At 67.1% G+C, this 1254-nt stretch carries 1 protein-coding gene; it reads right to left on the bottom strand.

Features of this window, described 5'->3' with window-relative positions; translation table 11 throughout:
* Nucleotides 1–34: 34 nt before the first annotated feature.
* On the bottom strand, nt 35–1168 hold the full coding sequence (locus ACFZBX_RS36970) for an IS630 family transposase (protein WP_391538207.1): 1134 nt from the start codon (nt 1166–1168) through the stop codon (nt 35–37).
* Nucleotides 1169–1254: the final 86 nt, after the last annotated feature.

Here is a 1254-nt window from a genome sequence, read left to right as displayed (position 1 = left end):
CGACGGATCTCCGGCGCAGGACACTAGTGCCGCATCAGGCAACGTTTGCCCTGGTGACGACTTCGCGTAGGCGCTCGTCGGCGGCGTGCTTGTTCCGCCAGATGATGTAGCGGCGGATCATGCTGCCCTGTTCCTTGTGACTCGCGTGGTCGGTCCCGTCGAGGGCGAAGTAGCGCAGGGCGGTGAACTGGGCCTCGATCCGGTTGAGCCAGGAGCTGTTGGTCGGGGTGTAGGCGATCTCCACGTTGTTCGCCTCCGCCCAGGTCCCGACCCGCCGGCACCGCTTCGTCGTCAGGTGCGGCGAGTAGTTGTCGCAGATGATCGCAATACGAACACCGGCCGGGTGCAGGGAGCGCAGGTAGCGGCAGAACTCAAGGAACTTGGAGCGGTTCTTGGTCTTCTTGACGTGGCCGTAGAGCTGGTCCTTGGCGAGGTCGTAGGCGGCGAACAGGTGCCGGACCCCGTGCGGGCGGGTGTAGGTGGCCCGCCGCCGAGGCCTGGGCTCACGGTCGGGGTCCTTGTGCTTCCCGCCCCGTTCGGCCCACTGCCGGCCGGGGTGGGGCTGGAGGTTGAGCGGGCCGAACTCGTCCAGGCAGAAGACGACTTCGGGCTCGCCTTCCTCGGGCACGACCTCGCCGTCGGCGATGGCGTAGAGGTGCTCGACCCTCGCCTTCTTGGCGGCGTAGTCGGGGTCGCGGGAGGTCTTCCAGGTCTTCATGCGTTGAAAGGACACGCCCTCCTCGCGGAGCAGGACCCGAAGGCCCTCGTGGCTGATGTCGTCGACCACCCCCTCGGCGACCAGGAAGTCGGCCAGTTTGGCCAGGCTCCAGGTCGAGAACGGCAGGCCGTGCTCAGCCGGCCTGGACTTGGCGATCTTCTTGATCTCCCGGCGCTCCGGGAGGGTGAACGTCCTCGGCCGTCCACCCTTGTACTTCGGGTAGAGCGACTCGAAGCCGTCGGCGTTGAAGTTGTGGACCACGTCCCGGACCCGGTCCGGGCTGGTGAACGTCACCTCGGCGATCTTCGGCACGGGCATGCCCTGCGCGGACAGGAGCACCATCTGGGCCCGGCGCCAGGTCACCACCGACCCGGTGCCGCGGCGGACGATCCGCAGCAACCGCCTGCCTTCATCGTCATCGATGTCCCGCACTCTCACGCGCTCTGCCACGTGATCATTCTGACCGCTCGGTTGCCGCTAGGCGGCAACCGAGCGGCACATCACAACGAGGCGAACGCAGTCTGATGCGGCACTAG

Source organism: Kitasatospora sp. NPDC008115 (assembly GCF_042957205.1).
Taxonomy (GTDB): Bacteria; Actinomycetota; Actinomycetes; order Streptomycetales; family Streptomycetaceae; genus Kitasatospora.
The sequence above is the reverse complement of the archived record's forward strand: the minus strand, read 5'-3'. Positions and strand labels throughout refer to the sequence as shown.